The 25,198-nt window shown below is 43.9% G+C and carries 38 protein-coding genes; 15 read left to right on the top strand and 23 right to left on the bottom strand.

Going from position 1 to position 25,198, the window contains the following annotated elements; genetic code table 11:
• Positions 1–251: 251 nt before the first annotated feature.
• The 3 genes from QUB70_RS05540 to QUB70_RS05530 all read left to right on the top strand — a co-directional run bounded on the left by QUB70_RS05540 (position 252) and on the right by QUB70_RS05530 (position 1,252).
• Complete coding sequence (locus QUB70_RS05540; protein WP_332978856.1) at positions 252–482, top strand: addiction module protein; 231 nt, start codon at positions 252–254, stop codon at positions 480–482.
• Between the two features lie 107 nt (positions 483–589).
• Positions 590–904 (top strand): DUF433 domain-containing protein, encoded by a 315-nt coding sequence (locus QUB70_RS05535; protein ID WP_332978855.1) that lies wholly within the window; start codon positions 590–592, stop codon positions 902–904.
• Positions 905–958: 54 nt separating this feature from the next.
• Entirely contained in the window at positions 959–1,252 is a 294-nt protein-coding gene (locus tag QUB70_RS05530) for a hypothetical protein (RefSeq protein ID WP_332978854.1), read from the top strand.
• Here QUB70_RS05530 and QUB70_RS05525 read toward each other — a convergent pair whose 3' ends face one another.
• From QUB70_RS05525 to QUB70_RS05510, 4 genes are all read right to left on the bottom strand, one after another.
• On the bottom strand, positions 1,253–1,564 hold the full coding sequence (locus QUB70_RS05525) for a ribbon-helix-helix domain-containing protein (RefSeq protein ID WP_332978853.1): 312 nt from the start codon (positions 1,562–1,564) through the stop codon (positions 1,253–1,255).
• Between the two features lie 37 nt (positions 1,565–1,601).
• The gene (locus QUB70_RS05520; protein ID WP_332978852.1) at positions 1,602–1,919 is read right to left on the bottom strand and encodes a hypothetical protein; all 318 of its coding nucleotides are present in this window, start codon (positions 1,917–1,919) and stop codon (positions 1,602–1,604) included.
• Between the two features lie 8 nt (positions 1,920–1,927).
• Complete coding sequence (locus tag QUB70_RS05515; RefSeq protein ID WP_332978851.1) at positions 1,928–2,104, bottom strand: hypothetical protein; 177 nt, start codon at positions 2,102–2,104, stop codon at positions 1,928–1,930.
• Between the two features lie 284 nt (positions 2,105–2,388).
• Complete coding sequence (locus QUB70_RS05510) at positions 2,389–2,577, bottom strand: type II toxin-antitoxin system VapB family antitoxin (RefSeq protein ID WP_332978909.1); 189 nt, start codon at positions 2,575–2,577, stop codon at positions 2,389–2,391.
• Between the two features lie 356 nt (positions 2,578–2,933).
• On the opposite strand from QUB70_RS05510, the gene QUB70_RS05505 reads away from it, so the two are divergent.
• Positions 2,934–4,913 (top strand): DUF262 domain-containing protein, encoded by a 1,980-nt coding sequence (locus QUB70_RS05505; RefSeq protein WP_332978850.1) that lies wholly within the window; start codon positions 2,934–2,936, stop codon positions 4,911–4,913.
• A 250-nt stretch (positions 4,914–5,163) separates the two neighbouring features.
• Here the strand turns inward: QUB70_RS05505 and QUB70_RS05500 are convergent, their stop codons facing one another.
• The 3 genes from QUB70_RS05500 to QUB70_RS05490 all read right to left on the bottom strand — a co-directional run bounded on the left by QUB70_RS05500 (position 5,164) and on the right by QUB70_RS05490 (position 6,053).
• Entirely contained in the window at positions 5,164–5,427 is a 264-nt protein-coding gene (locus tag QUB70_RS05500) for a DUF4926 domain-containing protein (RefSeq protein WP_106146425.1), read from the bottom strand.
• Positions 5,411–5,755, bottom strand: a complete 345-nt coding sequence (locus tag QUB70_RS05495; protein WP_332978849.1) for a DUF6883 domain-containing protein — start codon at positions 5,753–5,755, stop codon at positions 5,411–5,413. The genes QUB70_RS05500 and QUB70_RS05495 overlap by 17 nt, the downstream gene beginning before the upstream one ends.
• A 109-nt stretch (positions 5,756–5,864) precedes the next feature.
• On the bottom strand, positions 5,865–6,053 hold the full coding sequence (locus tag QUB70_RS05490) for a type II toxin-antitoxin system VapB family antitoxin (RefSeq protein WP_332978847.1): 189 nt from the start codon (positions 6,051–6,053) through the stop codon (positions 5,865–5,867).
• Positions 6,054–6,257: 204 nt separating this feature from the next.
• Here QUB70_RS05490 and QUB70_RS05485 point away from each other — a divergent pair, with 204 nt between their 5' ends.
• Genes QUB70_RS05485 through QUB70_RS05475 form a run of 3 tightly spaced genes read left to right on the top strand, consistent with a single transcriptional unit; the run spans position 6,258 to position 7,029 of the window.
• The gene (locus QUB70_RS05485; RefSeq protein WP_332978846.1) at positions 6,258–6,551 is read left to right on the top strand and encodes a BrnT family toxin; all 294 of its coding nucleotides are present in this window, start codon (positions 6,258–6,260) and stop codon (positions 6,549–6,551) included.
• Positions 6,538–6,834 (top strand): hypothetical protein, encoded by a 297-nt coding sequence (locus QUB70_RS05480; protein ID WP_332978844.1) that lies wholly within the window; start codon positions 6,538–6,540, stop codon positions 6,832–6,834. The genes QUB70_RS05485 and QUB70_RS05480 overlap by 14 nt, the downstream gene beginning before the upstream one ends.
• Positions 6,835–6,837: 3 nt before the next feature.
• Entirely contained in the window at positions 6,838–7,029 is a 192-nt protein-coding gene (locus QUB70_RS05475; protein WP_332978842.1) for a hypothetical protein, read from the top strand.
• Here the strand turns inward: QUB70_RS05475 and QUB70_RS05470 are convergent.
• The 3 genes from QUB70_RS05470 to QUB70_RS05460 all read right to left on the bottom strand — a co-directional run bounded on the left by QUB70_RS05470 (position 7,026) and on the right by QUB70_RS05460 (position 8,204).
• The gene (locus QUB70_RS05470) at positions 7,026–7,397 is read right to left on the bottom strand and encodes a XisI protein (protein ID WP_332978841.1); all 372 of its coding nucleotides are present in this window, start codon (positions 7,395–7,397) and stop codon (positions 7,026–7,028) included. The two genes, QUB70_RS05475 and QUB70_RS05470, sit on opposite strands and share 4 nt — an antisense overlap.
• The gene (locus QUB70_RS05465) at positions 7,385–7,804 is read right to left on the bottom strand and encodes an element excision factor XisH family protein (protein ID WP_332978840.1); all 420 of its coding nucleotides are present in this window, start codon (positions 7,802–7,804) and stop codon (positions 7,385–7,387) included. The genes QUB70_RS05470 and QUB70_RS05465 overlap by 13 nt, the downstream gene beginning before the upstream one ends.
• Positions 7,805–7,910: 106 nt before the next feature.
• Positions 7,911–8,204 (bottom strand): DUF433 domain-containing protein, encoded by a 294-nt coding sequence (locus QUB70_RS05460; protein ID WP_332978838.1) that lies wholly within the window; start codon positions 8,202–8,204, stop codon positions 7,911–7,913.
• Positions 8,205–8,362: 158 nt separating this feature from the next.
• Here QUB70_RS05460 and QUB70_RS05455 point away from each other — a divergent pair, with 158 nt between their 5' ends.
• Complete coding sequence (locus QUB70_RS05455; RefSeq protein WP_332978836.1) at positions 8,363–8,749, top strand: hypothetical protein; 387 nt, start codon at positions 8,363–8,365, stop codon at positions 8,747–8,749.
• Positions 8,750–8,881: 132 nt separating this feature from the next.
• Here the strand turns inward: QUB70_RS05455 and QUB70_RS05450 are convergent, their stop codons facing one another.
• From QUB70_RS05450 to QUB70_RS05440, 3 genes are all read right to left on the bottom strand, one after another.
• On the bottom strand, positions 8,882–9,109 hold the full coding sequence (locus QUB70_RS05450) for a hypothetical protein (protein ID WP_332978834.1): 228 nt from the start codon (positions 9,107–9,109) through the stop codon (positions 8,882–8,884).
• Positions 9,099–9,353 carry a hypothetical protein gene (locus tag QUB70_RS05445; RefSeq protein WP_332978832.1) on the bottom strand — a complete coding sequence of 85 codons (255 nt, stop codon included), beginning with the start codon at positions 9,351–9,353 and terminating at the stop codon, positions 9,099–9,101. The genes QUB70_RS05450 and QUB70_RS05445 overlap by 11 nt, the downstream gene beginning before the upstream one ends.
• 88 nt (positions 9,354–9,441) lie before the next feature.
• Positions 9,442–9,720 carry a hypothetical protein gene (locus QUB70_RS05440; RefSeq protein ID WP_332978831.1) on the bottom strand — a complete coding sequence of 93 codons (279 nt, stop codon included), beginning with the start codon at positions 9,718–9,720 and terminating at the stop codon, positions 9,442–9,444.
• A gap of 126 nt (positions 9,721–9,846) precedes the next feature.
• Here QUB70_RS05440 and QUB70_RS05435 point away from each other — a divergent pair, with 126 nt between their 5' ends.
• From QUB70_RS05435 to QUB70_RS05420, 4 genes are all read left to right on the top strand, one after another.
• Positions 9,847–11,115 (top strand): SPFH domain-containing protein, encoded by a 1,269-nt coding sequence (locus QUB70_RS05435; protein WP_332978829.1) that lies wholly within the window; start codon positions 9,847–9,849, stop codon positions 11,113–11,115.
• 391 nt (positions 11,116–11,506) lie between these two features.
• Positions 11,507–11,824 carry a YkvA family protein gene (locus QUB70_RS05430; RefSeq protein WP_332978828.1) on the top strand — a complete coding sequence of 106 codons (318 nt, stop codon included), beginning with the start codon at positions 11,507–11,509 and terminating at the stop codon, positions 11,822–11,824.
• Positions 11,825–11,970: 146 nt separating this feature from the next.
• A complete protein-coding gene (gene lpxD, locus QUB70_RS05425; protein WP_332978826.1) occupies positions 11,971–13,011 on the top strand; it encodes a UDP-3-O-(3-hydroxymyristoyl)glucosamine N-acyltransferase in 1,041 nt (346 codons plus the stop codon).
• Between the two features lie 192 nt (positions 13,012–13,203).
• Positions 13,204–14,088 (top strand): CPBP family glutamic-type intramembrane protease, encoded by an 885-nt coding sequence (locus tag QUB70_RS05420; protein ID WP_332978824.1) that lies wholly within the window; start codon positions 13,204–13,206, stop codon positions 14,086–14,088.
• A 167-nt stretch (positions 14,089–14,255) separates the two neighbouring features.
• Here QUB70_RS05420 and cbiE read toward each other — a convergent pair whose 3' ends face one another.
• The 7 genes from cbiE to QUB70_RS05385 form a co-directional block, all read right to left on the bottom strand.
• Positions 14,256–15,560: a precorrin-6y C5,15-methyltransferase (decarboxylating) subunit CbiE gene (cbiE, locus tag QUB70_RS05415; RefSeq protein ID WP_332978823.1), complete on the bottom strand. Its 1,305-nt coding sequence runs from the start codon at positions 15,558–15,560 to the stop codon at positions 14,256–14,258.
• 374 nt (positions 15,561–15,934) lie between these two features.
• The gene (locus QUB70_RS05410; protein WP_332978822.1) at positions 15,935–16,762 is read right to left on the bottom strand and encodes a M15 family metallopeptidase; all 828 of its coding nucleotides are present in this window, start codon (positions 16,760–16,762) and stop codon (positions 15,935–15,937) included.
• A gap of 225 nt (positions 16,763–16,987) precedes the next feature.
• On the bottom strand, positions 16,988–17,140 hold the full coding sequence (locus QUB70_RS05405; protein WP_332978907.1) for a helix-turn-helix domain-containing protein: 153 nt from the start codon (positions 17,138–17,140) through the stop codon (positions 16,988–16,990).
• The gene (locus QUB70_RS05400; RefSeq protein ID WP_332978820.1) at positions 17,140–17,502 is read right to left on the bottom strand and encodes a helix-turn-helix domain-containing transcriptional regulator; all 363 of its coding nucleotides are present in this window, start codon (positions 17,500–17,502) and stop codon (positions 17,140–17,142) included. Before QUB70_RS05400 ends, QUB70_RS05405 begins: the two co-directional genes overlap by 1 nt.
• A complete protein-coding gene (locus tag QUB70_RS05395) occupies positions 17,486–17,833 on the bottom strand; it encodes a type II toxin-antitoxin system RelE/ParE family toxin (protein WP_332978819.1) in 348 nt (115 codons plus the stop codon). The genes QUB70_RS05400 and QUB70_RS05395 overlap by 17 nt, the downstream gene beginning before the upstream one ends.
• Before the next feature lie 50 nt (positions 17,834–17,883).
• Complete coding sequence (locus QUB70_RS05390; RefSeq protein ID WP_332978818.1) at positions 17,884–18,270, bottom strand: helix-turn-helix domain-containing transcriptional regulator; 387 nt, start codon at positions 18,268–18,270, stop codon at positions 17,884–17,886.
• Positions 18,245–18,586 (bottom strand): type II toxin-antitoxin system RelE/ParE family toxin, encoded by a 342-nt coding sequence (locus QUB70_RS05385; RefSeq protein WP_332978817.1) that lies wholly within the window; start codon positions 18,584–18,586, stop codon positions 18,245–18,247. The genes QUB70_RS05390 and QUB70_RS05385 overlap by 26 nt, the downstream gene beginning before the upstream one ends.
• 121 nt (positions 18,587–18,707) lie before the next feature.
• Between QUB70_RS05385 and typA the strand changes: the two genes are divergently transcribed.
• The 3 genes from typA (at position 18,708) to QUB70_RS05370 (ending at position 21,372) form a co-directional block, all read left to right on the top strand.
• Positions 18,708–20,498 carry a translational GTPase TypA gene (typA, locus tag QUB70_RS05380; RefSeq protein ID WP_332978816.1) on the top strand — a complete coding sequence of 597 codons (1,791 nt, stop codon included), beginning with the start codon at positions 18,708–18,710 and terminating at the stop codon, positions 20,496–20,498.
• A gap of 107 nt (positions 20,499–20,605) precedes the next feature.
• Complete coding sequence (locus tag QUB70_RS05375) at positions 20,606–20,827, top strand: hypothetical protein (protein WP_190737162.1); 222 nt, start codon at positions 20,606–20,608, stop codon at positions 20,825–20,827.
• Entirely contained in the window at positions 20,827–21,372 is a 546-nt protein-coding gene (locus QUB70_RS05370) for a hypothetical protein (RefSeq protein WP_332978815.1), read from the top strand. Before QUB70_RS05375 ends, QUB70_RS05370 begins: the two co-directional genes overlap by 1 nt.
• Before the next feature lie 4 nt (positions 21,373–21,376).
• Here the strand turns inward: QUB70_RS05370 and QUB70_RS05365 are convergent, their stop codons facing one another.
• From QUB70_RS05365 to QUB70_RS05355, 3 genes are all read right to left on the bottom strand, one after another.
• The gene (locus QUB70_RS05365) at positions 21,377–21,643 is read right to left on the bottom strand and encodes a type II toxin-antitoxin system RelE family toxin (RefSeq protein WP_332978814.1); all 267 of its coding nucleotides are present in this window, start codon (positions 21,641–21,643) and stop codon (positions 21,377–21,379) included.
• Entirely contained in the window at positions 21,640–21,849 is a 210-nt protein-coding gene (locus tag QUB70_RS05360; RefSeq protein ID WP_332978812.1) for a hypothetical protein, read from the bottom strand. The genes QUB70_RS05365 and QUB70_RS05360 overlap by 4 nt, the downstream gene beginning before the upstream one ends.
• A gap of 226 nt (positions 21,850–22,075) precedes the next feature.
• Positions 22,076–25,084, bottom strand: a complete 3,009-nt coding sequence (locus QUB70_RS05355) for an NACHT C-terminal alpha/beta 1 domain-containing protein (protein WP_332978811.1) — start codon at positions 25,082–25,084, stop codon at positions 22,076–22,078.
• Positions 25,085–25,198 lie beyond the last annotated feature (114 nt).

The following is a 25,198-nucleotide window of genomic DNA, read 5'->3' as shown; positions in this document are numbered from 1 at the left end:
GCAATTATTGTTGGTGAACCCGCCCCTACAGCATCAAAAACACTTTTCAACCGAAGCTAACAGGCACGATATGAAAGGTTGATTCGCGATCGAATAATTGGCGATCGCGTAGGGGCGGGTTTTACCCACCATAACTGCCTCATACCAATAACCTAGTAAACCCGCCCCGACTTAGGCTATAATCAAACAAGATTGTACAATTTGCTTCGTTTTCAACTTAACTATTTAGCGATTTTAGTTGGGATACAATTATGCTATCAATTGAGCGACTGATGAAAGAAGCTTTATCTTTGCCAAATGCGTTGAGAGCGCAGTTAGCAGAGAGGCTAGTTGAGAGTCTTGAATTTGATATAGACGGAACAGTTCAAAAGTTGTGGACTGTGGAAGCTAAGCAGCGTCGCGACGAAATCCGAAGCGGTATGGTTGAGCCAATTCCAGGAGAAGAAGCGTTAGCTCAGATTAGGCAGATTATAGCACAATGATGAGGATGGATGGAGTTGGGCGATCGCTTTGTTTAATTCTTTTCATTTTTGCTGACTGTTATAATACTATTTGTGCTAATATCCTGTAGAGATAGATCCAAAAAGCAATGACATCAGCTTTAATTTATCCTCATATCGATAAAGTAGCGGGTCAACCCGCACGGTTGCAGCGGATACCGCGCGTGCGGGTTGCTCAGATTGTGATGGATTATCTAGCTTACGGTTGGTCTGTGGAGGAAATATGCCGCCAGCATCCTTATTTGATGCAGTCGGAGGCTCATGCAGCAATGGCTTATTACTTCGACTTTCAAGCTGAAATTGAGCAGGAGATTCGGACGGAATGGGAGCAGGTACAACAGGAAAAATCTCTGCTTTCGCCTTCACCATTTTTCGTGAGAATGCGTGCTAAGGGGTTGTTGTAAGTGGCAATTTATCTGCACATGGACGTTCACATTCCGCAAGCCATTACCTAGCAGTTGCGCCGTCGCGGTGTGGATGTTTTGACTGCGATCGAAGATGGTGCGACAGAATTGCCGGATGACGAACTTTTGGAACGTGCCACTGTGCTAGGAAGAGTATTGTTTACTCAAGATATCCGTTTTAGGGCAATGGCTCAAGATTGGCAGCGTCAGGAAAGACTGTTTGCTGGTTTGATATTTGGACATCAGTTAGGCGGTACGATCGGGCAATTTGTTAAGGATTTGGAACTCATTGCTGTAGTCTCGGACTCTGATGAATGGATGAATGCTGTTGAGTATATTCCTTTTTAGTCAGTTGTACTCTCGATCGTGCGATCGCAAATTAGCTCGAATTTGTGCCATTGCGGTTGCACCGTCTACGACTTCACTGCGTTGGGATGCAAGATGTCCAATCAGTGCGTCTCGTTGGAGTTCTGGCAGTCGTCCTTGACAAATATCTTGCTGTTGTTCGAGTAGTTTAATGGCTGCAAGGATAACGTCGATCGCGCTGTTGTATTTGCCGCTGGTGAGTTGGCGCTGCACGAAGGCTTCGGCTTCAGGTGGCAAAACAATTTGCATGGTGTTTGAGATGATGGGTGTTGATTCTATTGTAGGCGATCGCACTTCAGTTAGATTAGTTAGTATAGGGGCGATCGCCCATCTAACCCTCTTTATCCAAATCTTCTATTTTTGGAGCTTCTGAAGTTGAGGGGAATGTAAGTTGAATATTAAAATCAATCGATATAGTGTTTTGCTCGACACAACCTATATTAACTATTTTGAATGAGGCATCTATCGGAAGGGAATTATTTAAATTCAATTTAGCTGACGACTGAGTTTTAAATCCTGCTTCCTGTAGCCGATCGCAAACATTTCTCCAATTTCCCACTGGTTCATTCGGTAAATCTGCGATTTTTTTAACATACTGGTATAAAGTTTTACACAGATAAACCTCTGCACTTTTCGGAGTCTGAAACATTTTTTTAGCTATTTCGGCGGACTGCAACCGGAAAGTAGTCCTCGGAGATAAAGCTTTTCGGTGTCTGTGAGTCCCCTGCGCGATCGGGGAGAGATTTGCCGTTTAGCTTGTGCGAAAGCTTCGTAAAGCCTTTCTAAGTCCCAGTTTTGGGCAGCTTCGGCAAATAAGTCTTCTTTTGATGCCATTGTCGGGTTTTGTGAGATTTAGCTAACGATAGCATAACCGAAATTGCTAGCGTTTGTTAGTTGTGTGCTAGCTTTACTTACTGTATTGTTATATACATCAGGCATAGTTGAGGTTGAAGCGGTCTGACGCCGAGTAGGCATAGTCAGAGTCAGTAATGGGCGCGATCGTTTTTGACAAGAAATCATTTATTTAATACCAGCAAACACGCGGTAAGTCTCTGTACTTGTCCCGATTCAACACGAGGAAATAACGTGTCTAATTTTTTTACGCCTGAATTTAATAACTAATTTCCGCTTGTTTGTCGCTGTTGTTTGTAGTTATAATCTTCATCGCAGTCAATAGTACCGAGCAATTCCAATATTTTTAGTTGCTTGCGACGTTGAATGTACTCGCATAAAGCCGCTTCAATTAATATATTAGGTGTTGGATGATTACTCAAATCAAGGGCTTCTTGAAGAAGAGTTTTGTCAATTTAGAGCGTAGTTACCATGTATTTTCCTCATGCAAGTAGGGTATGACGCAATTGTCACCGAATAATGCTGTATTTTTAGTGTAACACTGAAAATATATCAATGGGCGATCGCATCTGAACTCAGAACTTCCGGCGTGACTCGTCGCCAAGTTTCTTCCCAAAGAAAGAAATCCTGATTCGGCGTAATGCACCAACTTCCATGTATAATTGCCATATTGATTAGATTGTGATGGCAAAAAATATTGGGTTTTCTTGCGTTAACCCAACGGACGAGAAAAGACTGAAAAAATGGCCTTAGTGGTAAACCACTAACATCAAGCCTTAAATAACTTTACTTGAAATATACCTCAAAAAATATGAAAGCATCAGAAACTAAACTACAAAAAATCCTAGAAGGAACCCAACAATATCTTGTTCCGCTATTTCAACGTCCTTATAGCTGGGAAAAACAACAATGGGAAAACTTATGGAATGATCTGATAGACTTGACAGAACAGGAAACTATAACACCTCATTTTATGGGTTCTATTGTCACTTTACAAACTATTTCTGTACCTGAAAGAGTATCTAAATATTTATTGATTGATGGTCAACAAAGACTAACAAGTATTTTAATTCTATTGGCTGTTGTACGCGATCGCGCCAAACAACAAAAAGAAACAAATAAACTAGCAGAACAAATTAATAATACTATTCTAATTAATCCTTATGAAACAGGTTTAGAACTATATAAACTACAACCTACTCAAGCAGATCGCTGGAGTTTTCATCATATTATCGATCATGGTTCTCCTAATTCTGAAACTTCTTTAATTAATGAGTGCTATCGCTTTTTTGACAAAAAAATAAGTCAGAAAAACATTGAATTGAGCTTGATTAAAACAGCCATTATTAGCGGTTTTTCCTTGGTTAGTATTCTTTTAGACAAAGACGAAAATCCGCACTTAGTTTTTGAAAGTTTAAATGCTAAAGGAAAACCATTAAGTCAAGCTGACTTAATTAGAAACTACTTTTTTATGAAGATTAATGAAGAAGAACAGCAGAAAAATTATGCCAAATATTGGGAACCGATGCAAGCTGCTTTAGGTGATAATTTGACTGAGTTTATTCGTCATTATTTAATGAAATATGGTCGGGAAGTTAAAAACGACCAAGTTTATTTGACATTAAAGGATAAGGTTAATGTCAAAAATGCTTTAGAATCTTTAGAAGATTTAGCTAAATTTGCTGATTACTACAATAAACTAATTAATCCTAGTCAAGAAACCAATAAATCTATTAATAGTTTGCTGATACGGATCAAACGACTAGAATTAACTACAGTCTATCCATTTCTACTCAATTGTTATGATGATTACAGCGAAGGTAAATTTTCAATTGATGAATTTGTGGAAGTCTTAAAGATTCTTGAAAATTTTATTATTCGGCGTTTTGTTTGTAACCTTCCCACTAACTCCCTAAACAAAATGTTTCCTTCTCTATACAGTCAAATCAAACAAAAAATAGATCAAAATTTTATGGTGGGATTAAAGGAAACTCTTAGTACCAAAAACTATCCCAAGGACGAGAAGTTTAAATCAATGTTAAAAGAAGTAGAACTTTATGGTGTTAAGAAGTCCGAAAAGGCTAGACTAATTTTAGAATCAATCGAACAATCATTCGGTCATAAAGAAGGGGTATCTTTCAATAATCTTTCAATTGAACATATTATGCCCCAAAAGCTAAATAAAGATTGGGAAAAATCTTTAGGGGAAGATTGGGAAATAACTCACGAACTTTTATTACATACGCTGGGAAATTTAACTTTAACAGGATATAATCCCGAACTTTCTAATCATCCTTTTCCCAAAAAGCGGGAGATTTTACTAGAAAGTCATCTGGAATTAAATCAGTATTTTCAAGAAAAAAGAACCTGGAAGAGAGAAGATATTGAACAGCGATCGGAAGATTTAGCCGAAATTTGCTTGAAAACATGGCCCTACTTTGGGGAAGGATCGGGACAAGAAAAAGTTGAGGGTATAGTTAGGGGAACAAAACCGAAAATTTTGTTTGTAAATAGCAAAAAATATACTGTTAAAACCTGGCGTGATGTGTTGGAAACTACCCTAAATATTGTTGCTGATTTAGATGAAGATAAGTTTCAGGAACTTGTTCAAGATTATCCTCGTTTTGTGAATTGGAATGATCAAAATTTAAGATATTCCAGACAACTAGAAAACGGGGCATTTATTGAAGTTAATTTATCTGCTGAAGATATTAATTCATTTTGTTTAAAAGTTATTGAAAGAGTAGGATTAAGTTCCGAAGATTGGCAAGTTGAAACGTTTCTGCGATAATTGGTTCGCCTTGCAAGATTTCAGGGTGACGTGTGACATAACGCGAAACAGATTGTGTAGTCATCGGAGATTAACAGGACAGATCCATCTTTATTATAGCTTAAGCTAAAACTCGGTAAAAGATTCAGGGCGGTGGTCATCCCAAGTACCAAAGTGGGCCCTTATCCCATCCTAAAATCTCACGCGGGCGATCGCCCTTTCATTCCAAAAGTCCGATCGCCTTTATGTAACTTCTATTCCCCTCACATTACTAAGCAACTGCAAGTTCATATTGCAGAACTAAAATTTCATCTGCTTTCAAAATAGCCATAGCATATTCAATACCTTGACTATCAGCAAACTCCACTAAATACTGACATTCCTTTCCGGTATCATACACTTCAACAATAGTTCCCACAAGTCCTACTGGCAAACTAGAAACAGATTCATATTCCGGTTCCACTAGCGTTAATCGCGTATTGGAAACAGGCTGGAGAATCGCAACAGAATCCAAAAGTCTAAAGTTTTTTATCATGGTTTAAGAAAGCTGAAATCAAACGAGGGTTAGAATTAGTCGAAGTAATTTCCCAGATTGTCCGAAGCTCAATCCCCACTGTATCCGGTACAGTCCAATCAACTTTAAACTGTTGCCCAAAATCAGTAGTATTTTCTTGGACAACTTCACCTTCAATGGCTGCTTTTTGAATAAGCTCTCGCAAAACTTCTGCATTATTAGCCGTGATTCCCAAAACCGATGCAAAGACTCTGGCTTTGTGTTTGCCACGAGAATGCTCTGGATTTAAGCAATAGCCGACCAGCTTTTGCAGAGAAACTTCAGCCCGATCGCCATTGGGTAATTTCATTATAACTCCTGCTCACCCCCTAATTAGTCTCAATTTTTCTGGTAACGGAGACAGTGGACTGTTCCGCTTTAATTCTTTCACAATATCTCGACTTTCCCCTTGTTTGTCGCTATTGCTTGTAGTTATAATCTTCATCGTAGTCAATAGTACCGAACAATTCCAATATTTTTAGTTGCTTGCGACGACGTTGAATGTACTCGCGTAAAGCCGCTTCGATTAATGTAGTAGGTGTTGGATGATTACTCAAATCAAGGGCTTCTTGAAGAAGAGTTTTGTCAATTTCGAGCGTAGTTACCATGTATTTTTCTCCTGCAAGTAGGGTATGACGCAATTGTCACCGAACAATGCTGTATTTTTAGTGTAACACTCAAACCCTATCAATGAGCGATCGCCCTTTTTTCCCAAAGCGCGCCCCTATCCCATCCTAAAATCTCACGCGGGCGATCGCCCTTTCATTCCAAAAGTCCGATCGCTCTTATTTAAATAATGTTAATATCGAAGCATGGATAGTGTTTACAGACTGCAAGGCGTTGAGTTTGAATGGGACACAAACAAATTCCAGAGCAACCTAGAAAAGCATGGCGTTAGCTTTGAAGAAGCCGCAGAAGTCTTCTTCGATCCATTCTATCAAGAGGGAGATGCAACTGCCAATGACGAACAGCGTAACTTTATCCTCGGTTACTCCCACACTCAACGCCTATTACTGGTTGTTTATGTAGAACGCAGCTTGCGAATACGCATCATTTCTTCCCGTCCTGCTACCCGCACAGAAAGGAAATTATATGAACAATTCTGAAGAACAAATAAAATTGCAATTGCGACCTCGTACAGCGGAAACAGTCTCGCTAAACATCCCCATAGATGCTTTAGCATCACTTGAGAAAATAGCCGCCAATCGAGATATGTCTGTAGAAGCATTGCTTAAGTTTTATATAGGGCAATGTTTACGGGAAGACTTAGCGAAAGTCTTTTCAGAACGCTTGCTGGACAAAACTGCTCAAGTTCTCGCTAGACACCTTGAGTCAGCAGACGAAATCTCAACTATTCTTCGAGAAATTCAAGCTGAAACTGCACGTTAAATTATGGGCAATTTCAGTACACAGCTAAAATTAAGCGCCGTAGCTATCCCGATCGTGAATCGCCCTTTTATTCCCAAAGTGCGCCCCTATCCCATCCCAAATCTCACGCGGGCGATCGCCCTTTTCTTCCAAAAGTCTGATCGCCCTTTTTCTCAAATAACAAAAAGTGCGATCGCTCTTTTCGTCCAAATTTAACTCACTTGCAATAATTCTTGAGAGTGTATTGAATTTTCTACACCATAAGCTGTATAAGCTCTTACTTCTGGCGGTTGAAGTCCCAAAACAATTAATTGAGGAGGAATTCCCGCTTCTACTAATTCTTCAGCGATCGAGCGATCGGTATTATTCGCTTGAATCCAAACTTGGCCATCAATAATGTCAATATGTATGACGCAATCGTGAATTCTTCTCCCCTGAAACCATCCCATCAATAGTAACATATAGCGGTCGTTTTCTAAATCGAAAATTACTTGACTTTGTACCTCAGTTTCAGAATCAAAAAAACCTGAGTATTCATTAATAATTCCTTTGACAATCTGGCGGCAATCTGCTATGGTATCCATTTCACAATCTCCTCCGTTTGTGGATTAAAAACAATCAACTTCAAATTATTATCGACCAATAAAATATCGGCAAATTTATCTTCAATGAAAAGCTCTTCAAAAGACATCGCAGGTATGGCAAGATAGAGCGTTCTTTCCGGTTCAGTTTGTTCTAAAATTTTCTGATAAAGAATGTATTGTACCAAGGCGTTCTCTAAATCTAAAATTTTAGAGTCACTGATAAAACTTTTAACTTCAACAGCTATCTTAGACTGATTATTTTCAGCAGCAATCAGTTTTTCGGCTCCGAGATCGACAAATAGTTTTCGCTTAGCCCATTTCACTAATAATGGATCGTGAGTAACTTTCCAGCCAGCTTTAACAAGTGCCTGTTTCACAACTGGATGATAGTAATCTTTTGCTGACACTGTTAATTTTTTTGAAATATTTAGGACGATGCTTTAAGTATAGCAAAGAAATTACTGACATTTTATATTGCCCGATCGTTATCTGTATGAATAGTTGCAAATAGTTTCACAGTCTTTTCATGGCAGCTTTCACAGCAGGATGAATCAATTCTTCGGGAATTCGATTCCGCTCAATATAAGTATTTATTTCTTCCTGATTGTCCAAATAAAAACTCAGTGCGTCAAAAATTTGAGCTAATTTCAGATGGGGTAAGTGCATCGGGATTTCTTCAGGAGTAATACCCAAACGCCACAACTCCACGATCGCACGAACGGAAGTTCTCGTTCCTGCGATAATTGGTTCCCCTTGCAAGATTTCAGGGTGACGTGCGACATAACGCGAAGCAGATTGTGTAGTCATGGGAGATTAACCGGACACATCGATCTTGATTATAACTTACGCTAAAACGCCATTAGGTCGATCGCACTTTAAACATAACCGAATTTTTATTTTTCAAATGTTAAGCTTATTTAACTATAAAGCCTGGTTTCGCTGCTACTTTCAGTTAGGGAAAATACATGAAAATTCGAGAATCAGTTGGTCAAAGTGTCTGGAACCATTCTGATGGTTGGTGCTGCGAGCCTCTTGACCCTATACCGCCCGGTCATATTGCCCTGGCTGTTGAAGCGATCGAGCTTAATCTTGTAGACTGGGATATCGAAGAAATTGGCGAAAAAGCAGGTTTTGATATTCAGTACAGATACACCGGAGTCAATGACCCGAAAGATGAATCTTTAGCTTGCGTAAGCCAGTTTGTCGGCATCTATGAAGACTTCTCAAAGCTCGATCGCGATTTGGAAATTTTGATTGCAGCCGGCATCCCGCGTCATTTATTTAAAATACTGACTGACAACGATGACATCGATTTGAAGCCTGTAACGCAATACCTCAAAGCAGTTTTCTAATGTTTTGGGTGTAGCGCAATTGTTGCTTTTTCAAAGTGCGATCGCCTCTGGGACATCTCAAGTCCAAAAGTGCGATCGCCCTCTCTTATCACAAGAGTCAATAAAAACTTCTGGGTTTGTTTAACTACAAGTCTAAACGTGATAAGCAGTAATGGCAACTATTCCATCAGGACTATAAATAGCTTCAATGCGTCTAAAAGTAGAATGAGTCCACCAGACTTTCATACGATTTCCCTGAGCCGGAGCCGTACCCATTTTACCGTAGCCTGCTGTCAATAGAAGTAACTCAAATTCTGTAGATGGCAAAGTTTTTACAGTAATTTGAGGGATACCGTCAAGCTTATGCTTATCAAGGGTCATAGCTACCTTGATAAGTGCTGTAGATGCGGTAGCCAGGGAATACTAAAGCAATGCCAATGGGACTGTGAATAGTCCCCGGATAGTTTTCTTCGGGCTCGCTACCCCCAATCCGAATTTTGAGCGCACCCAGCCAAATGTATATCCCTGGAATTAAAGTATCTAAACTGTAGGCGATGGCTCGCATTTGAAGATCCGGGGGATTAATCGGTTTTAAATACGGCTTTTCAGGTTTGGAAATGGACATGGCACTGATTCCCGTGCGGTATGGTGCAAAAACTGTTTTGTCGATCGCACTTTAACATAACCTAAGTTTTACTTTTCAATTGTTAAGATTATTTTACTATTTTGTCGCGGTCGCCATTACAAATTTCATATCCCAGCGTTTGATAAGCCTGAATATACGCTTCTATAGTCTCCTCATAGGGTGAAAGACTTTCTGGCTGTGCGAGTAAGTTTTCGATGCCTATTAAAACTAATTCTTCTATCGATACATTCAAGTCGTTGGCGAGTTTTTGTAACTTCAGGAGTCGCTCATCAGAAAGGGCGATCGCGATCGTATTCATCTGACTTACGCTCCTAGCATGATGCCTTAAGTATAGCCAATAAATCACTGACCTTTAGTCACCGTTAAACCAAATTGTAGGATGCCTTAGACATTAATTCTTTCAATTTCAACAGGTTTGAAGGATCGGACGCACCCTGCGGACAGTATTTCGATCGCCCCCACCACCAACTAGATGCCAATTAGATGCAAACTAGATCCAGTCCGGCCTGAATCGCGGGGAATCCAGAAGTATAGAATAGAGGTTGCGGAATCGGCACACCGCCCGATCGCTCGCCCCCAGCAATTTGTTACCCTAAAAATAGAATCGAACCTCCCTCAACTGCATCCCATGAACAACGCCTCTCCCCTGATTCAAACCGTGACTCCAGAACGCTGGGCCGGCTTTAGCATGGACTTTATCGGGGCGGGTTACACAGGTTTGTTGGTCAAAAACGGCCGCGCCGTGCGTACCCTGAAATCCGGGCGGCATTTCAGCTTCGCCCTTCCCCTGCTGGAACAGTGTCAAATTGTCATCGTAGACACCAAACTCCGCAATTTGGATGTACAGTCGCACGGAGATTTTTTGTCTAAGGATCGGTTTTTAATTGATGCCACTCTGACAGTTATTTATCAAGTTATAGATCCGAAACGAGTAGCTTTGGAATTGTCCGATCCTATAGCTGTTTTAGCAAGTGCAGTTAAGGATTGTATGGGATTAGCGATCGGGCAAATACCCCTACAACAGCTTATCACCCAAGGACGGCTGCTGCTGCGCCAAAATTTGCTCGATCGCGTCCAAGATTTTTATACACTCGGTTTTAACTTAGAAGACGTGCGAATTGGCGATGTCAGCTTTCCCGAAACCAACGGAGTTATTCGCCAAGTTGAGGGAATGAGTGCCCGACAAGAAGCAGAAAATGCCGCCGCCCTGCAAATGAGAATTGCCGAAGCAGGCCGTCCGATTGTTCCTCAATCTCCCGTACAACAGTTAAACTTAATTTCAGGTAATTCTCCTGCAAGTCTTCCAGCTTCCGACACAGCAGGGTTCGATCGAGATTTACAACAACTGACACAACAACTTGCTCAAAACAGCCTCCCACCGGGGAGAAATCCTCCCCAACTTGCACCAACCGTACTCGCAAGCAGCGATCGCAAAACAACCGCATATTTAATCTACAAACTTTCTGGAGAGGCGATCGCCCTAACAGCCAATCCTTTTACAATTGGACGCGAACCAACCAACACTTTAGTATTACAAGATCCGCAAAGTTCGCGCTACCACGCTCAAATCCGCCGCGCCACCGACGAAATCGGCAAACAGCGGTATCAGCTTGTCGATAGCGGCAGTTCCAACGGCACTTTTGTGGGGGGGCAGAGGCTGGCTGCTAACGAGCCTTTTTGGCTGCCAAATGGCTGCGAAATTGCGATCGGCGACCAAAAATGGATATTTCAAGATTCGTGAGAGAGAGAGATGAAGATTTGTTTAAACAGCAGATAAACACAGATAAATCCCATCTGCGTTCATCTGTGTTTATCTGCTGACATCTGCGGTTACAAAATCCCAATTTAAGTAACTTGATTTCATCACTACATACACGTAATAGATAAAGATGCTTTTAAACCGCAGATAAACGCAGATAAACGCAGATGGAATTCATCGGCTTTCATCTGTCAGGTTTCTGTAGGGGCGTTGTCAGGAGTCCCCGCCCTTCCGACACAGCTTGACAACTTCTCCCTCCCCAATTCCCTATACTCCCAGGTAGAAGTCTCTTGCCAGCCCTAGGGGGGATATCTCCACAAGCATTTCGAGCGAAAATTTGTCAAGATTGAAAATATAACGAGAGGACAACCGCATGAACTTTTCTATACAATCTGTTTACAACTGGTACCGCGACACCCTCCGCAACCCCAAATACCGCTGGTGGATTATTCTGGGAACCCTGGCATATCTGGTAAGCCCGATCGACATTGCCCCAGACTTTCTCCCCGTCGTCGGACAAATTGACGATGTGGCAATTGCTGTGTTGCTGATTTCCGAAGTTTCGCAAATGGCGATCGACTACTTTAAATCCCGCCAAACAGAGACCGCCTCAGCATCCGAAGCCACCGGTGCCCCTTATTCTGAAGCCAAAGGCAGCACCGTTGACGTAGATGCAGTTTCTGTAAAATAATTGCCAAAAATAATCGATCGCTACAACCCCGACTTCTTCAAGAAATCGGGGTTTTTGTTTTTTAAATGGCAACTGCTCAGATCGTGCTCCAAAGCTGGTAATTTTAACTATGATCCATCTGTGCTAACAACAAATTTTTTTTATAGATGAAGTTTAGCGAAATAGTACAAAAACTTAATTTAGCCACCAGTCGCAGCCTCACAGCGTCAGTTGCAGCAGATCCAGAAATTACTGGCGCGGCCCCTGTTGATGAAGCTGCATCAGGCACAATCAGTTACATAGAAGGTGCTAAATTTGCCGTTCATACAGCCACTACAAATGCTTCGGCTTTAATTTTACCCTTAGATGAAAGCCTCCAAGCTCAATGTACCGATCGCAACATTGCTTGGATTGCCGCAGCCGATCCGCGATTGCTGTTTGCTGAAACGATCGCCCTTTTCTATCAACCGTTTCGCCCAGCATCCGAAATTCATCCCTCAGCCGTCGTTCACCCCTCAGCAGAAATTGGTGAAAATGTCTATATAGGCCCCAACGTCGTTATTCAAACAAAAGTCAAAATTGGCAGCAACGTTTGCATTCACCCAAATGCCGTAATTTACCCAGATGCGGAAATAGGCGAAGGCACTGTTTTACACGCTAACTGCGTCATTCACGAACGTACTCGCATCGGGGCAAATTGCGTGATTCACAGCGGTGCGGCGATCGGTTCCGAAGGTTTTGGGTTCGTGCCGACAGCCACAGGATGGGTAAAAATGGAGCAGTCTGGCTGCACGGTATTAGAAGAGGGCGTTGAGGTGGGCTGCAACAGCACGATCGACAGGCCCGCAGTCGGAGAAACCCGCATCGGCCAGAATACAAAAATCGACAATTTAGTACACGTAGGTCACGGCTGTCAAGTAGGAAAAAATTGCGCTTTTGCCGCTCACGTTGGCATGGCCGGCGGGGTAAAAATTGGCAACAATGTAATTTTGGCAGGTCAAGTGGGAATTGCCAATCAAGCCAAAATCGGAGATGGGGCGATCGCCACTGCTAAAGCCGGAATTCACAGCGACGTGCCCGCAGGTGCGATCGTGACGGGCGTTCCAGCAATTCCACACAAACTATTTCTCAAAGCCACAGCTATTTACAACCGCTTGCCCGAAATGTACCAGTCTCTGAGGCAAATTCAGCGCAAGCTCGATCGGTAGTCATTAGTCAGTAGTCATTAGTTATTAGTCATTAGTTAACAGTCATTAGTCAGTAGTCATTAGTTATTAGTCATTAGTTAACAGTCAACAGCCAACAGTTAACAGCCAACAGTATTACAGTCAACAGTCAACAGTCAACAGTCAACAGCCAACAGTATTACAGTCAACATTATTATAGTTGCAACCCCTTAAATGTGGAATAGTATAACTAACCTGCGACTAATGTCGCAGTCAATACCAGCAATTGTCAAAATAATCTTGTTTTTCTCAACTTGGATTGTGGTGTGGCTTCCCGCAGCGATTGTGCTGGCGATCGCCCTCAAATGGCATCCACCCCAACCCCTGGGAAACAAAAAATTACCTTTACTAGCTTCCCTCTACGTGATTGTCCCCTTCATTTTATGGGCGACAAGTTGGATCGAAAACACATCTTTTGTTAACTGGGGCTGGGATTGGCAACCCGCAGTTTTGATGTCATTACTGCGGGGATTAGGATTAGGAATAATCAGCTTAGTAATTTTATTCGGTCTGCAATTAACCGCAGGCTGGATCGAGTTAAAAAACAGCGAAAATTCCACCGAAAGAGGCGAAAAAATAATTAATTTTTGGGCTTTAATTCTTAATCCTGCTAGTCTGCTGACTCTGTTATTAGGACTGTGGATTAGCGCCACAGAAGAGTTAATCTTTCGCGGCTGCTTGCAAACAATACTCCAGCAAGATTACTCACTGCTAATCGCAGCAGCGATCGCCAGTTTCATTTTCGCGATCGCCCACCTAATTTGGGCAGCCAAAGAAACTCTACCGCAACTGCCCGGATTGTGGCTGATGGGAATGGTTTTAACATTAGCCCGCATCGCCGACAATGGTAGTTTAGGATTGGCGATCGGCATTCACGCAGCTTGGATTTGGGGTATAACTACCGTAGATACAGAAGGCGCAATTAATCCGACAGGCCGCGCACCGGAATGGATTACAGGAATAGCCGCAAAACCCCTAGCCGGTGCAGCCGGGATTTTATTGCTACTAGCAACCGCAACCTTACTCGGACTGACTCAAATCAGCGTTAATCAGCGCTAATCAGCTTAAATCAGCGTTGACAGTTGACAGTTGACAGTTGACAGTTGACAGTTGACAGTTGACCTCTACCTGGAAGGAAGAGGATTGAAGTAATGAATAGTCTTCTTTTAATTTATCCCGATCAGGGAAAGGCTTTAAACCAATTCTTTCTGGTTAAAATTCCGACATTAATTCAAGTGTCGATCGATCGTCACAATCGAAACCGGATTCAACGCATCAAAACGAGTTGAATTCCCCCCAGCCACAGAACGAGATAACTGCACTTGCAGAATTCGGTAACTCCAGTGCGATTCCCGGCGCACCCGATCGCCGATCCAGCTCAAAACAGTAGCAATATCCTCAAAAGCTTCCACAGCCAGCACGATCGAGCCTCCAGGAAGCAGCCGCAGCGCGCAAACGCCCAAAATTTTAGTCAACCCTCCACCGCTGCCGCCGATAAAAATCCGGTGCGGGGGGCGCAAGCGGTGCAAGATTTCCGGGGCGGTTCCGTAAATCGAGAACACATTTTGCAGCCCAAAACGGCCGCAGTTGAACTCGATCGCAGAAGTACCAGAAACCGTTTGTTCGATCGCGTACACCTCAGACTGCGGGAATAAACGAGCAATTTCGATCGACACAGAACCGTTACCAGCACCCACATCCCAGACAACTTGTTCGGGCCCGAGAGCCAATTGTGCCAGCACCAACACCCGCACTTCCCGTTCAACCGTCAAGCCCGGGCGATCGCCGCAACCGATAAAAGCTGCATCAGGAATCCCCAACAAAGGCAACTTTGCCAAATCCAAAGCTTCTGTCCCAGGCGGCGACTGCCGCAGCATCACCACCACGCTCAGCGGTGCAAAAGACTCTCCCAGCAAAGCTTCCAAAGACTTGCTGCTTACCCGTTCGTCCGCCGCACCCAAATTTTCGCAAACCCAAAACTCGTAGCGCGTCGGCAAATCTAGAGCTTTCACCAAACTTGCCAGTACAGCCGGAGTGTGAGCTTCGTCCGCCAGCACCGCAATCTTCTCCACACCGAGCTTCAGCTTCGCCGTCAGCTCTTCAAAATAGCGTCCTTGAGAGCCTACACAGTGAGCATCTTGCCAAGGGATTCTCAACCGATTAAAAGCCAACTGCACGCAACTGACATGGGGGTGAAATGTCAATTTATCTGGCGGCAGTTGGGAAATTAGTAATTTTCCCCAGCCGTGGAACAGCGGGTCGCCGGCCACTAAAATGACGATCGGTCCAGCAGGGGGCTCCACCGTCCCCGCATCCGGCTCAAATTCGGCTTGGGTCGCCAAATGGCGCCGAATTTCCAGAATTGCTTCGGTCAAATCTTTCAGGGCCCAGCGCTCTCCGCAGTGCTGCGGGAAATAGCTCAAATGGATCTCGCTCCCTATTAGCAGAGCGGCCATTTCTACAACCTGCCGCGCCGAGGAACTCAGCCCAGCAGCTCCATCTAAACCTATACCAACAACGTGTACTGTCACTTTTTAAGCAAAAAGTAAAAAACCAGAATTACTGATTTTTCCTGGTTTTTCATAAGTTTTTTCCTTGATTTTACTGTCAAACAAAAATAATTAAAGCATTTTATCAGCAATCTCCTGACTGTTGACATAGAGCAGATGGGAGAGGGGGAGAGGGGGAGAGGGGAGAGGGGAGAGGGGAGAGGGGGAGAGGGGGAGTGGGGGAGTGGGAAAGTCTATTATCCTTGTATCCGTGTTAATCCGTGTAGTGCCTGCCTTCTGACAACTGACAACTGTCAACTGTCAACTGTCAACTGTCAACTGCCTTCTGACAACTGTCAACTGTCAACTGTCAACTGTCAACTGTCAACTGTCAACTGTCAACTGTCAACTGACTTCTACTTTTTCATCGAATGAGCTTTGTAGAAAGTTTCGAGGCTTTGCTTGTCGCCCACAAACCTCCAGTGCCAAGGCTCGTAACTGACGCCTTGGCGATTGTTTTTGGGGAAGGACATTTCAAAGCTGAAGGTGACGGCGTTGGCTTCTAGCCACTTGAATGCTTGGGTATTTTCAAAACTGGGACTGAGGTTGGTATCCGGGGCTCCGCCGTCGCCGATGTCGATCGCGTAACCGGTGTGGTGTTCGCTGTAACCTGGAGGGGCGCTGACTTCGGCTCGCTTGCTGGCGTTTTGCCTGCGTTCGGCTTTCACGTCAAAAAATACGTGCTGTTGGTCTTCAACAGAGCGAAAGCCGGATATGGGAGCGAAGTAGATCCCTGATGCCGCTGCGGCGTTGGCCATTTCCTGATATTTTGCTGCTGCTGAGGTGCGGAGTTTGATGCTACCGTCGGAGGTGACGCCTACCAAGTCTTTGGCTGGTGCTTCTTGGTAGGGCAAGTGTCCCAGCAGGTTGTCTGGGGTTGCGGTGGCTTTTGGGTTGGTAGCTGGACTCGCGACCGACCCAGACGCCGAACTCACCGGTGCTGTGTTTTGTTGAGTTTGCTCGGCCTGACTGGTGGCTGGGAACAAGTTAAAGTTGAGGTGCAGCCAGATGCTGACCCCACAGGCTAATGCGCCCAACCCTAGCAGTTTCCAAATCAGCCCTTTTTTCTTGGACTGACTCGGCCCTGCTTCTGGATATGGGTGGTCTCGCACTGCTTCTGGAATTTCGTCGGCGACAAGCTCTGAGGCTTGCGGGGGTTTTCTTGACAGACTAGCGTTATCCAAGCCAGCTCCACTCCTGCACTTCAATAAGGCTCAACGTTACAAATTGTAGACCGCTCTGGGCGATCGAACAGCTACAATTGCGGCTGAGTATATATCATCTCTTCCTGACTTCGCCCCATCCCATCCGCCCACTCTCGAATCTGTTGCTTGGGCCCACAGTCGATCGTCCTTGCGAGGTCGAACTGGTTGGCGATGGTAGCGCTGGTTTATTTTAAGTGTAATTTGTTACTGTTCGACAAAATCTAACAATTCTTCGATCGACACATCAAACGTCCGCGCCAATTTTAGCAGAGCACCGATGTCAGCCATTGCCATACCGGGCGATCGGGCATAACTTCTAACAGTATTGTAGGATACTCCAGAGCGATCGGCTAAAATTAAACATTACCAACTGTGGCCAACTCAGTACCAGCAACAGAACCTTCCCCTTCCCCTTTATCCTCTTCATCAACAGCAACCGTTAACTTCAATCCCAAAGCCTTCAGCCAACTAGCCAAAGCATAAATTGTCGCACTTCTTTCTGGCGAGAACAAAACATCTAATTTTTCCACATGCAACTTAGCATCTTCAGCAGACATATTTGGTTCGCCCAAACTCTCAAATACATTGCTAAGTGCTAGTTCAAGCAAACCTGGTTCAGGCTCTTCGTCTTCCAAATGCGCCGTTAGATAAGCGGCAGCGTGTATATTATCCTTGAGGGCTTCAATCAGATAGTCCTGATAACTATCGCTCGTTGGCATTTTCCCGTTCTTCATATTCTTTCCAATACTCATACGCTTTACGGATATCTTGTTGTTGAGTGCTTTTATCTCCACCGCAGAGGATTAGCACTATTGTTGACCCAAATTGTCCGAAGTACACGCGATACCCAGGCCCAAAGTCAATTTTCAATTCGCAAACTCCTTCCCCAACAGACTTGCTGTTTCCTAAATTGCCTAAGCGAACTCGGTCAAGCCTTTGCTCAATTTTAACCACTGCATTCAAATCCCGCAGGGAACTAAGCCACTCTGCAAAAGGATTTCTACCGTCTGGGGTAATATAACGCCGAATTTCCTTGGGTTGTACTTCCATAAAGTCGATCGCACTTACTCACCGATCATCGTACAGGCGATCGCCCCCCATCAAACATTACCAACTTCTGCTAACTCAGCAACACTAGCAGAACTTTCCTCTTCCCCTGTATCCCCTTCATCAACCGCAACTGTTAACTTCAATCCCAAAGCCTTCAGCCAACTAGCCAAACCATAAATTGTCGCGCTTCCATTCTGCGACAGCAAAACATCTAATTTTTTCAGGTGCAATGAGGCATCATCAGCCGACATATTTGGTTCGCCCAGAGCCTCAAATATATCTCTCATAGCTGAGAGCATAACTTTTAATTCCAAATCTCCCTCTTCCTCTTCTCCAAAGATCAGAGAAAGGTAAGCAGCAGAATAAGTGGGATCTTTGAGATTGGAAATTTTAAAGGGATGATAGCTATCACTAGCCGGCATTTTGGCGTCTTTCATAATCTCTCCAATATTTTTTAGCTTTGCTAATGTCTTGGTCTTGAGTGCTTTTATCCCCACCGCACAGCAGAAGCACGATCGCAGATCCCACTTGTCCAAAGTAGACTCGGTAGCCCGGGCCATAGTCGATTTTAAGTTCGCAAACTCCTTCGCCAACTGAGCGACAGTCTCCCAAATTGCCACTGCTAACCCGCTCAAGCCTCTTATCAATCCTGATTTTAGCGTTAACATCTCGCAGGGAGCCAAACCATTCGGCAAATGGAACTGTGCCATTTTGTTTGATATAACGCTTAATCTCTCTGGGTTGCGCTTCCATAATTGCAATTTTAGCGGGTCAGCACTCCAATCTTACAGCCGCGCCCGATCGCCCCTTGACTTCATGCGCTACAATTATTAAGAAATCTTTAGTTAGATCCGTTTAACGTTCCAGACGCATTATGAGTCTTCCCATTCGCAACGTCGCCATCATTGCTCACGTCGATCACGGCAAAACCACCCTTGTGGACGCTCTCCTCAGACAGTCCGGGATCTTCCGCGAAGGGGAAGAAATCCCAGATTGCGTCATGGACTCCAACGACATCGAGCGCGAACGTGGCATTACCATCCTTTCCAAAAATACCTCCGTCAGGTACGGAGAAACCCTGATCAACATCGTCGATACCCCCGGACACGCGGACTTCGGCGGAGAAGTCGAGCGAGTTCTCGGCATGGTTGACGGCTGTCTGCTGATCGTAGACGCCAACGAAGGCCCGATGCCGCAAACCCGCTTCGTGCTCAAAAAAGCCCTAGAAAAAGGACTGCGCCCGATCGTCTTTGTCAATAAGATCGATCGCGAGCGAGCCGACCCCCACAAAGCCGTCGATAAAGTTTTGGATCTGTTCCTCGAACTAGGTGCTGACGACGATCAGTGCGAATTTCCCTATCTCTTCGGTTCCGGCTTAAGCGGTTACGCCAAAAAACACCTCGAAGACGAAGGGGTAGATATGAAGCCCCTCTTTGAAGAAATCCTCGACCACGTACCACCCCCCGTAGGCGACCCCAACAAGCCACTACAACTGCAAGTAACCACCTTAGATTACTCAGAATACGTCGGTCGCATCGTCATCGGCCGCATCCACAACGGCACAATTAGAATCGGCCAACAAGCAGTCTTAATCACCGAAAGCGGCGCGATTGTCAAATCAAAAATTACCAAATTGATGGGCTTTGAAGGCCTGAAGCGGATTGATATCCCAGAATCTTCTGCTGGTAATCTTGTCGCCGTTGCTGGTTTTGCTGATGCGTATATTGGCGAGACAATTACCTGCCCCAACGACCCGCAAGCGCTACCTTTAATCAAGGTAGATGAACCGACTTTGCAGATGACTTTCTCTGTGAACGATTCGCCGTTCTGCGGTCAAGAAGGTAGTTTGGTAACATCGCGTCAAATTCGCGATCGGCTAATGCGAGAACTCCAAACCAACGTCGCCTTGCGCGTCGAAGAAACCGAATCTCCCGACAAATTCCTCGTATCCGGCCGCGGCGAACTCCACCTCGGAATCCTGATCGAAAATATGCGCCGCGAAGGATACGAATTCCAAGTATCTCAACCGCAAGTAATCTTCCGCGAAGTCGGCGGTCGTCCCTGCGAACCCTTTGAATGTTTGGTGTTAGACGTACCCGAAGAAGCAGTCGGCGGCTGCATCGAACGCCTCGGTCAGCGGAAAGCAGAAATGCAAGATATGCACGTCAGCAGCACCGGTCGCACCCAAATCGAATTTTCAGTCCCCGCTCGCGGTTTGATTGGGTTCCGAGGCGAGTTTATGCGCTTGACTCGCGGCGCTGGAATTATGAACCACAGCTTCCTCGATTATCGCCCCCTCGGCGGAGAAATTGTCGCCCGTCGCAACGGAGTATTGATTTCCTTTGAAGAAGGAATTGCAACTACTTATTCACTGAAAAATGCTGAAGACCGCGGCGTATTTTTCATTACCCCCGGAACCAAGGTTTACAGAGGGATGATTATCGGAGAAAACAACCGAGATGAAGACATGGAGCTGAATATTTGCAAGTCGAAGCAGTTGACAAACCACCGCGCATCTGGCGGTGAAGAATTGGCGCAATTGCAAGCACCAGTCGATATGAGTTTGGAACGCGCTTTGGAGTACATCGGCCAGGATGAATTGGTGGAAGTAACTCCTAAATCAATTCGCTTGCGGAAGGTTTCTAAGAAGTTGGTCAAACGCTAGAATCAGTCTAGGGCTGGCAATTTTGCCAGCCCTTAGTGTCAACTTCAAACTACTGTATTTAAAGGCAATATTAATAATTTTAAATCAATCAAAAATAGGTAAAAACGATGTCAACAGTTTATCGTTTAAAAGCCAGCGAACTAGATAGTAAATTTTTAGAACAAATCAAAGCGATTTTTGGAGATAAAGAGATTGAAATAATTGTCTCAGAATGCGATGAAACCGAATATCTTTTGAAATCGGAAATCAATAAAAACAAACTGTTGAAAGCTATTGAAAATGTTAAAGACAGGCAAAATTTAGTTGAAGTCGATTTACAGGATTTGTAATGAGTAGAAGAATTATTTTTGAATCTTCTGCTGCTAATCAGAAGCCAAATATCGAGCAAATTATTTCAGTAATTACTAAACCAATTATCGGAGAAATTTGTCATCAGGTTATATTTAGTTATGGGGATGAATTACGGCTAGATTTCGGTGAGATGTCTGCCTATACTCACCCAAAACTAGCACATCTATGCAAAGGTAGTTGGCAATTTGGCGCAAGGGCAACACCTTGGGTTTTCAAGCAAGGCGATCGAATCTTAACTTCTTCCTTGCCAGTAGATATAGATGCAGAAATAGATGAGGTAGAAATAGATGCTGTCAAAAAAATTTTGCAGCAATTGAACAATAAAGAATTGATTAATTTTGTGATTGATGCTCATAATATTAGTCTCACTCTAGTTTTTGAGGGTGATTACCAACTAATTTTACAGCCAGATTTCCAAGATGATTCTGGACTTCCCTATTGGGAATTGTTCATGCCAACAGAGCAAGTTTTGACGGTGGGGCCTGGTTTTTTTTGGGAATGTAAATCAATTCACGAACGTTAAATGATTAAGGAAAGTATCTATAAATCTCTTTCCTATGCAGTATCCTAACGAAACAAACTACGCCCTCATTAACTTTAATACCGATGGGGTAATCTCCCAGCCTAATGCGATAGTAATCTCCATCGCCCTTTAGTTTTTTAAGATTGCTGACTTCATTTAATTTTTCTGCATTCTCAACATCTTCGATCGCTTCCTGAATTCTTTCCAACAAGTCGGCATCAAGAATCTTGAGCAAATCCTTTTCAAAGCTTTTTCTAAACTCAACATTCATGGTTTTGCCTTCAAGATTTTGAAGATTTGCTCGCGACTGACTGTTTCAGTATTTTCGCCTTCTTTGATAGCATTTTCCATTCCTATATCTTCTAGGGCTTCTGTTAAAATTTCCGAAAATACTTCTTTTTGTTCTTTTAATAACTCAAAAATAGCTGCTTTGAGTAATTCTTTAAGCTTGGTTTCGTCTAGAGTAATTTCAGACATAGCTTTTTTCTGTGCTATTTTTTTAAGGTTTTAATTATATCACAAAACAGGGAAAATTTAGCCAAATTCAGTTCACGGGTGGCCAGAAACGGGGTTTTTTCGAGAATACTCGTCAAACCCCCCAGAAACTGCGAAAAACCCGGTTTCTTTGCTTCTCGCCAGAAACCGGGTTTTTCCCTTGAATTATTCGCTGCGCCTCGTAGCAGTAGCCAAAAACCCGGTTTCTTTAAGACTCAAAATGAACTCTTTTGACCCAGTTTGCGACAGCCTGAAGTAAATCGGGGTCATGGGGGGAGAAGGTTTGCAGGGGTGGGTGAGGTGTGTCGGCGATGAGGCAGATTGTACCGTCGAAGCGGGTGAGGGCTTCGAGGAAAGTAGGGCTACAACCTTGGGCGGCGGGGGATGTGGGGTCTTGGTAGAAGATGAGGATGGGGTGTTTGTCGCTGTCGCGGCGGAGTCGATTCCAGTAGGATTTGAGTTGGGAGAGGGTTTCGGGTTCGCCGTTGGGTCTTTCGGGACAGTTTTGGTCGAGAAATTGTTCGTAGATGTCGGGGGTGGGGTTATGGGAGTCGATGAATTTGCTGGTGTCGATGCAGAAGAGTTGGGAGCTTTGATCGAGGTTGGTTTCGGTGAGTTGGGTTTGCAGGAGTTGGGGGAGGTTCAGGGTTTGGACGAGGGGGGAGGTTTGGGTTTCGGTTAAACCGTGCCATGCGCGGTAGAAGTCCGGGTAGGGGAGGATTTGGGCACAGTGACGGATAACTATGTCGGAAGCATTATCAAAACTAAATATATTTGCATTTTTTATTTCTTTGTTTTGATATAAACAAAATAAATCCTTTAAACAAAATATTATCCAACACAATATATTAGCGTTATGTATTAATTGCAAGCGGATCGTTGATACAGATACGTTTGCCAAACAATCATGTTGAGAAGTTTTTCTAAAAAATAAACATTTCATAATAAGGAATTTATTTTTGATTGATATCTCTAGAAGGTACAAATATCGATAAGAAAAAAGTCCTTTGCTAAGGATAAAGGTTAAATCATCAAGCCAAAGCCAATCCTTATTCAGTTTGTATGATTGATAAAAAGATATAAAATCGACATCAGTGACAATTTCGTAAAGTTGCTCCCTCATTTCTGCATGAGCTAAGTGATAGGGAATATCTACAATATACTGATCATCTTCATTCAACGAGTCCCCGTCACATAAATTTTTTAAAAAGTTGTTATCGTTGAGTTTCTGAGATAATAGAGAATTAGCCAGAGAAGAGCAACTTAGTTTGTAAAACTCACCACACCCATCCTCAAACCCAACCAACCCCTTAATAAATCCTTCCTTCTGTTTCCGATTCACATCTTCCAGCCCCAACCACAACAAAATCACCTGCTTCCACTGCGGTTCAAAAATCCGATATTCCTTCCCCGCTACCGGAAAATTAACATGATTTCGAGGTAAAAAATAATCCCAATCATCCACCGCCAACGCTGCAAAATACTCCTGAAACGTCGCATGATAAAACACGCAAATCGCCTCTGGAAACCGTTCCACCCGATTCAACCACCCCAACTTCATCACCGCCTGAAAAATCGGGCGACTTCCCAAAACCTTCAATACCCAACTTTCCCGCAACCGAAACCGCGAAACCTCATCTTTCTGTTCCATCGCCGCCAATGCCAACCGCGCCAAGGCTTCATCAATTCCCTCCCGTTGGTCTAAAATCTCCTCATCCGCCTTCCAGCGATACACCCAATCCACAAACTGCGCGTATAACCCCGCCTGCGTTTCCGGCAAACCGCCCCCCGTCTGCCAAATTTGACACAACATCCACAACCGCAACGGATTTTGAATCAACTCCTTGAGACGGGAATTTTCCGACTTTACTAACTCCGCCTCCAAACTCTCCCCCGCCGCAGCATCCCCCATCCCTGCAAACCAACGGCGAATATACTCCCTCACCTGTTCCGAATTAAACTCCAAATTGCGAAACACATCAAACCCCGAAAAAGCATTTTTATCCGCCTCCCAAACATTCACCCGACAAGTCACCACCACCCGCGCCGCCTGCACCCAGGATCTTAATAAATCTTTCGCTAACTGCTGCATTCCTTGAGTGTGCGTCATTTCATCCACACCATCCAGCAACAACCAAACCCGACTCATTTGCGCTTCTAAATCGCGGCGCGTGACTTCTCCTTGACACCGACGCAGCCACACATTTTCCAAAAACTGACAGATATCTTGCTCCCCTAATTCAGCTAAATCAATCCAAATCGGCAACCCCAATTCTTGCTCTAAAATCCAATCCGCAATCTTCTGTAACCGCGTGGTTTTCCCCGCACCCGGTTCGCCAATAATCGCAATTTTGCGCCCTTGACTGATATCGCTTTTTCCTTGTCGCAACACATCCTCAAAAAAGCGTTCTTCGGTAAGGGGAATGAGTTTTTCTACTTCCTTTTCCTTTTCTTCCTGATTCCCAGGCTGAGGTTTTGGTTTTTGACGTTCGACAATGGCTAAGGGAACATAAACCCCATCCAGTTGCGGTGTCATCCCGCCGGCGTTGGTAAAGGGGTTGGTGGTGAGTTGCTGTTGTTGGGCGAGGTTTTGGCGGCAGATTTCTTGCCAGTTTATAGGTTCTTCTTTAGGTTTAGGAGTTTCATGGGATATCTCGACTGTGACGGAGCCAATTTTATCCTGCCATTGCTTCTCAATTACTTCTAAATTTTTTTTAGGCTTAGTTTGATGATGCAGTTTGAGGGAAAACTTCCAAAATCCTTGATTTCTTGCACTAGATTCAAGGACAAGTATACCTAGGTCTTTCAGACAGTCGAGAACATCTTGGATTGCCTCTCCTCTTCTCTGGGCGTTATCGACATTTTTTTCATCTTTGGGTTGAGAGAGTTCTAATGCCTTTCCGAAACATTCCACCAATGCCCATAAATCTTCTTTAGTTATCCCTTCAACGATTTTGGTTTGTTTGTTGCGTTTTTGCTGAAATTTCCCCGATACCAGCAACTCATTTTCCTTTACCCATTCCACGTTGAAGGTAGCTTTCAGCTTATCCCCCGGCACGTCAATTTCCCCATCCGCGAGGGCGAGTAACGCTTCAACCAGTTTGAAGACGTTGTTTTTTGTGGTGGCGTTTTTCCCGTATTTTCGTGCCATCGCTACCTTTTGAGTAAAATTCATCGTCGCTTGGGCAAGTTTGCCCAAACCAGTTGGTTTGCCCAAGCGCTTAACCCCGATTATACAAGGGTTTCAGAATTTTTTGTTTTTGCTTGCTTGGGTAAAAGCCCAAAAAAACAATTTACCTCATAAGCACAAAACGAGGTGAATTATGAATAC

It is taken from the genome of Microcoleus sp. A003_D6 (assembly GCF_036702825.1).
Taxonomy (GTDB): Bacteria; Cyanobacteriota; Cyanobacteriia; order Cyanobacteriales; family Microcoleaceae; genus Microcoleus.
Note: the sequence above shows the minus strand (reverse complement) of the source record. Positions and strands in the feature narration are given on the sequence as shown.

Bases quoted from the DNA above. Each gene is read 5' to 3' on its own strand.
- QUB70_RS05480 (WP_332978844.1), top strand. From the start codon at position 6,538: ATGAACAATTCTGAAGAACAAATAAAATTGCAATTGCGACCTCGTACA.
- QUB70_RS05430 (WP_332978828.1), top strand. From the start codon at position 11,507: ATGAACTTTTCTATACAATCTGTTTACAACTGGTACCGCGACACCCTC.
- QUB70_RS05505 (WP_332978850.1), top strand. From the start codon at position 2,934: ATGAAAGCATCAGAAACTAAACTACAAAAAATCCTAGAAGGAACCCAA.
- QUB70_RS05395 (WP_332978819.1), bottom strand. From the start codon at position 17,833: ATGGAAGTACAACCCAAGGAAATTCGGCGTTATATTACCCCAGACGGT.
- QUB70_RS05375 (WP_190737162.1), top strand. From the start codon at position 20,606: ATGTCAACAGTTTATCGTTTAAAAGCCAGCGAACTAGATAGTAAATTT.
- QUB70_RS05540 (WP_332978856.1), top strand. From the start codon at position 252: ATGCTATCAATTGAGCGACTGATGAAAGAAGCTTTATCTTTGCCAAAT.
- QUB70_RS05460 (WP_332978838.1), bottom strand. From the start codon at position 8,204: ATGACTACACAATCTGCTTCGCGTTATGTCGCACGTCACCCTGAAATC.
- QUB70_RS05420 (WP_332978824.1), top strand. From the start codon at position 13,204: ATGTGGAATAGTATAACTAACCTGCGACTAATGTCGCAGTCAATACCA.
- lpxD (WP_332978826.1), top strand. From the start codon at position 11,971: ATGAAGTTTAGCGAAATAGTACAAAAACTTAATTTAGCCACCAGTCGC.
- QUB70_RS05455 (WP_332978836.1), top strand. From the start codon at position 8,363: ATGAAAATTCGAGAATCAGTTGGTCAAAGTGTCTGGAACCATTCTGAT.
- QUB70_RS05475 (WP_332978842.1), top strand. From the start codon at position 6,838: ATGGGCAATTTCAGTACACAGCTAAAATTAAGCGCCGTAGCTATCCCG.
- QUB70_RS05515 (WP_332978851.1), bottom strand. From the start codon at position 2,104: ATGGCATCAAAAGAAGACTTATTTGCCGAAGCTGCCCAAAACTGGGAC.
- QUB70_RS05485 (WP_332978846.1), top strand. From the start codon at position 6,258: ATGGATAGTGTTTACAGACTGCAAGGCGTTGAGTTTGAATGGGACACA.
- QUB70_RS05365 (WP_332978814.1), bottom strand. From the start codon at position 21,643: ATGAATGTTGAGTTTAGAAAAAGCTTTGAAAAGGATTTGCTCAAGATT.
- QUB70_RS05500 (WP_106146425.1), bottom strand. From the start codon at position 5,427: ATGATAAAAAACTTTAGACTTTTGGATTCTGTTGCGATTCTCCAGCCT.
- QUB70_RS05495 (WP_332978849.1), bottom strand. From the start codon at position 5,755: ATGAAATTACCCAATGGCGATCGGGCTGAAGTTTCTCTGCAAAAGCTG.
- QUB70_RS05535 (WP_332978855.1), top strand. From the start codon at position 590: ATGACATCAGCTTTAATTTATCCTCATATCGATAAAGTAGCGGGTCAA.
- QUB70_RS05360 (WP_332978812.1), bottom strand. From the start codon at position 21,849: ATGTCTGAAATTACTCTAGACGAAACCAAGCTTAAAGAATTACTCAAA.
- QUB70_RS05400 (WP_332978820.1), bottom strand. From the start codon at position 17,502: ATGCCAACGAGCGATAGTTATCAGGACTATCTGATTGAAGCCCTCAAG.
- QUB70_RS05520 (WP_332978852.1), bottom strand. From the start codon at position 1,919: ATGTTTCAGACTCCGAAAAGTGCAGAGGTTTATCTGTGTAAAACTTTA.
- QUB70_RS05390 (WP_332978818.1), bottom strand. From the start codon at position 18,270: ATGAAAGACGCCAAAATGCCGGCTAGTGATAGCTATCATCCCTTTAAA.
- QUB70_RS05470 (WP_332978841.1), bottom strand. From the start codon at position 7,397: ATGGATACCATAGCAGATTGCCGCCAGATTGTCAAAGGAATTATTAAT.
- QUB70_RS05445 (WP_332978832.1), bottom strand. From the start codon at position 9,353: ATGTCCATTTCCAAACCTGAAAAGCCGTATTTAAAACCGATTAATCCC.
- QUB70_RS05450 (WP_332978834.1), bottom strand. From the start codon at position 9,109: ATGACCCTTGATAAGCATAAGCTTGACGGTATCCCTCAAATTACTGTA.
- typA (WP_332978816.1), top strand. From the start codon at position 18,708: ATGAGTCTTCCCATTCGCAACGTCGCCATCATTGCTCACGTCGATCAC.
- QUB70_RS05385 (WP_332978817.1), bottom strand. From the start codon at position 18,586: ATGGAAGCGCAACCCAGAGAGATTAAGCGTTATATCAAACAAAATGGC.
- QUB70_RS05490 (WP_332978847.1), bottom strand. From the start codon at position 6,053: ATGGTAACTACGCTCGAAATTGACAAAACTCTTCTTCAAGAAGCCCTT.
- QUB70_RS05370 (WP_332978815.1), top strand. From the start codon at position 20,827: ATGAGTAGAAGAATTATTTTTGAATCTTCTGCTGCTAATCAGAAGCCA.
- QUB70_RS05435 (WP_332978829.1), top strand. From the start codon at position 9,847: ATGCCAATTAGATGCAAACTAGATCCAGTCCGGCCTGAATCGCGGGGA.